Source organism: Streptococcus mitis, assembly GCF_946190285.1.
Taxonomy (GTDB): Bacteria; Bacillota; Bacilli; order Lactobacillales; family Streptococcaceae; genus Streptococcus; species Streptococcus mitis_CP.
In genome coordinates this window covers 1-243 of the sequence record NZ_CAMHZX010000097.1, presented here as the reverse complement: position 1 = coordinate 243, position 243 = coordinate 1, and the positions used below count along the sequence as shown (strand labels likewise).

The following is a 243-nucleotide window of genomic DNA, read 5'->3' as shown; positions in this document are numbered from 1 at the left end:
CTGGACGGTGGAGCGCATCCGGCGCGATGCCGCGGCAATCGGCCCATCGGCCGGCGCCTTGTGCGGGCTGATCCTGGAGGAGCGTGCGCACCCCGAGCAAGGGTTCCGCTCCTGCCTTGGCATTGTCCGCCTGGTGAAAGCCTTTGGTCAGGCGCGGGTGGAAGCCGCCTGTGGCCGGGCGCTGGAGATCGGCACCCGTACCTACGGCTCCGTCAAATCCATCCTGGATAACAACCTTGATCA

At 66.7% G+C, this 243-nt stretch carries 1 pseudogene; it reads left to right on the top strand.

From position 1 onward, the window contains the following. Positions 1-243: pseudogene (locus tag N8L39_RS09405) on the top strand (IS21 family transposase); the annotation flags it as partial.